3 protein-coding genes are annotated in these 3,242 nt (G+C 60.2%); 1 reads left to right on the forward strand and 2 read right to left on the reverse strand.

Features of this window, described 5'->3' with window-relative positions; translation table 11 throughout:
• Positions 1-173 precede the first annotated feature (173 nt).
• Both GXY01S_RS16435 and GXY01S_RS16440 read right to left on the reverse strand, forming a co-directional pair.
• On the reverse strand, positions 174-1,544 hold the full coding sequence (locus GXY01S_RS16435) for an NAD-dependent succinate-semialdehyde dehydrogenase (RefSeq protein ID WP_061276842.1): 1,371 nt from the start codon (positions 1,542-1,544) through the stop codon (positions 174-176).
• A gap of 16 nt (positions 1,545-1,560) precedes the next feature.
• On the reverse strand, positions 1,561-2,685 hold the full coding sequence (locus GXY01S_RS16440; protein WP_061276843.1) for an alkene reductase: 1,125 nt from the start codon (positions 2,683-2,685) through the stop codon (positions 1,561-1,563).
• Between the two features lie 115 nt (positions 2,686-2,800).
• Between GXY01S_RS16440 and GXY01S_RS16445 the strand changes: the two genes are divergently transcribed.
• Positions 2,801-3,169 carry a winged helix-turn-helix transcriptional regulator gene (locus tag GXY01S_RS16445; protein ID WP_061276845.1) on the forward strand — a complete coding sequence of 123 codons (369 nt, stop codon included), beginning with the start codon at positions 2,801-2,803 and terminating at the stop codon, positions 3,167-3,169.
• Positions 3,170-3,242: the final 73 nt, after the last annotated feature.

Genomic DNA, 3,242 nt, shown 5'->3' on the forward strand with positions numbered 1-3,242 from the left:
CAATATGGGAAGAAACTCAAGATCTAACAGGCCCTAATCGTGCGGTTGCCAAAGCAGGCATATACCATTTCTTCGTATCACTTGAGCCGCAGGTGGCATTTAACTTGATGAGTAGCACACCTCTGCCCCGGACAGGATTTTATCCGGGACAGAAAGCAGCGTTCGCCTAATCTTCAGGCAACGCGGATCAGCTTACGGTTGATAAACTCCTCAATGCCGAGGAAGGACAGTTCGCGGCCAAAGCCAGAGTTCTTGATCCCGCCAAACGGCAGTTCAGGGGCCGCAGCCGTGGCCGTGTTGATGAACATCATGCCGGTCTCGACCGCTTCGGCCACCCGTTCCGCCCGGCCAAGGTCACGCGAGAACACGGCCCCGCCGAGGCCATAAGGAGAATCATTGGCCAGTTCGATGGCTTCGTGTTCCGATGCGATCTTATGCACGACGGCAACGGGACCGAAAATCTCCTGATAGAAGACCGGATTGTCCTTTGACACGTTGGTCAGGATAGTCGGCTCCATAAAGAAACCCTTGCGCTCCATCCGCTTGCCACCAGCCACCAGCGTTGCCCCTGCCTTGACCGCTTCATCGGTCTGCGCGAGTGCGGTCTCGAGCGCCTTCTTGCTGCTCATCGGGCCATGGGTCGTACCCTCAGCCAGTGGATCGCCAATACGGAACTGCGTGATCGCGGTTTTCAGACCTGCGAGGAAGACGTCGTAGACCTTCTCATGCACGATCATCCGCTTGGCCGCCGTGCAGACCTGCCCGTTATTGGCGAACCGGCCCCACGTCGCCCATTTGACGGCAAGTTCAAGGTCCGCGTCATCCAGCACGATGAAGGCGTCGCTGCCGCCTAGTTCCATCGTGTCCTTCTTCAGTGCTGCCCCCGCTTCGGCCGCGACCGTCTGACCCGCGCGTTCGCTGCCGGTCAGGGCGACGCCACGGATGCGGAAATCTTTGATCAGTTCAGCGGACTGGTCGTTGTCGAGGAAGATATTGGTATAGACGCCAGCAGGTGCCCCTGCGTCATGGAACAGCTTTTCAAAGGCCAGCGCACATTGCGGCACGTTGGGTGCGTGCTTGGCGATGACCACGTTACCCGCCATCAGGTTCGGCCCCGCCACGCGGGCCAACTGGTAATAAGGGAAGTTCCATGGCTCGATGCAGTAGATCACGCCTAGAGGCTGATTGATGATCTTTGCATGGCCTTCCTTGACCTTCAGATGCGTGGGAGCGAGGAATTCTGCCGCACCATCGGCGTAGAAGGACAGGATATCGGCGGTGATGTCGATCTCTTCCAGCGCGTCCGGCAGCGCCTTGCCCATCTCGGTCGCGATCAGACGCGCATGGGTCACGCGGTCACGACGCAGCAGGTCGGCGGCCTTTGACATGATGACCTTGCGGGCTGCGATATCGCGCTTTTTCCAGTCGGTCTTCCACACATGGTCCGCGCGATCGACAATCTCCTTCATCTGCGCGGCGGTATGCAGTTCAAACGTGCGTTCCACGGTTTCCGTGGTCGGGTTGAGGGTCTGGTAAAAACTCATTGCTTCGTTTCCCTGTTTATTGATTGTGGAAAGGATAGTCGGTGTAGCCATGCGCGCCGCCGCCATACATCGTCGCCGGGTCCAGCGAATTGAGCGGCCAGCCATGTTCCAGCCGCGCGGGCAGGTCAGGGTTGGCGATGAACTTGCGCCCGAAGCCGATCATGTCCGCCCAGTCATGCGCCAGCACATGCTGTGCCTTGTGCAGGTCGTAACGGCCCGCGCACAGGATGCGGCCGCCGAAGATGTCGCGCACGCTGGCGCGGAAGGCGTCCGGCATTTCAGGCGCATTGTCCCAGTCAGCCTCGGCGAGCGAGACATAGGCGATGCCCGCGTCCGCCAGCACGCGCACGGCCGCCGTATAGGTTTCCGCTGGATTGTCCTCCAGCAGGCCAAGATACACGCGCTCTTCCGTGGTCGTGCCGAACAGCGGGGAAAACCGCACGCCCAGTCTGTCGGGGGTGACGACGGCGGAAACGGCCTCTACCACCTCGCGCAGGAAGCGCAGGCGGTTGGACAGGCAGCCGCCATAGGCATCGGTGCGGAAATTGGCCCGTTCGGAGATGAACTGGTTGATCAGGTAGCCATTGGCGGCGTGGATTTCGACGCCATCGAAACCGGCTGACAGGGCGTTGCGGGCTGCCTGTGCGTACAACTCTACCAGGTCATGGATTTCTGGAATGGACAGCGCGCGTGGCATGTCCGGCGGTACCAGCTTTCCCGTGCCCGGCCCCGTGGGGATGAACACATTCACGCCTGTTGCCGCGACGGCAGACGGGGCGATCGGAGCTTCATGGCCGGGTTGCAGGGCGCGGTGCGAGACACGACCGACATGCCATAACTGCGCAAAGATGGGCCGCTGTTTTGCGTGCACCGCGTCCGTGACCAGTTTCCAGCCCGCGATCTGCTCAGGTGAGTAGATGCCCGGTGTCCAGGCATAGCCCTGCCCGCGAGGTTCGATCTGCGTGCCTTCGGTAAGCAGGAAACCCGCTTGCGTGCGCTGCGCGTAATATTCGGCCATCAGCGCGTTGGGAATATCGCCGGGCTGGGTGCTGCGGCAGCGTGTCAGTGGTGGCAGGAAGATCCGGTTTTCCAGCGATAGGTCGCCCAGTCGCACAGGTTCCAATAAAGAAGATGAAGACATGATCAATCCTGTTTACAAATGCAGGACATCTGTCCGGCCCGCATGTAAACATTGACCCAGCCTACGGTGTGCGCAAGAACGCACATAAACCGCCCCTAGTGTCAGGAATGATACCATGCCCCGCATTCGTCACACCACGCTGGCCTGCAGCCCCGGCTGCACGGTGGAAGCCACGCTGGAACTGTTCGGGGGCAAGTGGAAGGCGCTGATCCTGTATCACCTGTTCGAGGACGGGGTGCTGCGGTTCGGCGAACTGCGCCGCCGCTTGCCCAACGTCACGCAGCGGATGCTGACCAATCAGTTGCGCGAACTCGAGGCAGACGGACTGGTGTCACGCACCGTTTTCCCCGAGGTGCCACCGCATGTGGAATACGCCCTGACCGAGCTGGGAAAGACGCTGAAGCCAGTTATTCAGGCGCTCAAGAAGTGGGGGGATCGGTATGCGCATCCTGTTCAGCGGGACAAAGCTGGCGATCGAGATTGACCGCTAAGCATCGTGGCAATTCCGACTCAACCTGTCTGTCGGGTTAGCAAAAGCAGAGCAGACAGGCTGCAGT

It is taken from the genome of Komagataeibacter xylinus NBRC 15237, assembly GCF_001571345.1.
GTDB classification, from domain to species: Bacteria; Pseudomonadota; Alphaproteobacteria; order Acetobacterales; family Acetobacteraceae; genus Komagataeibacter; species Komagataeibacter xylinus.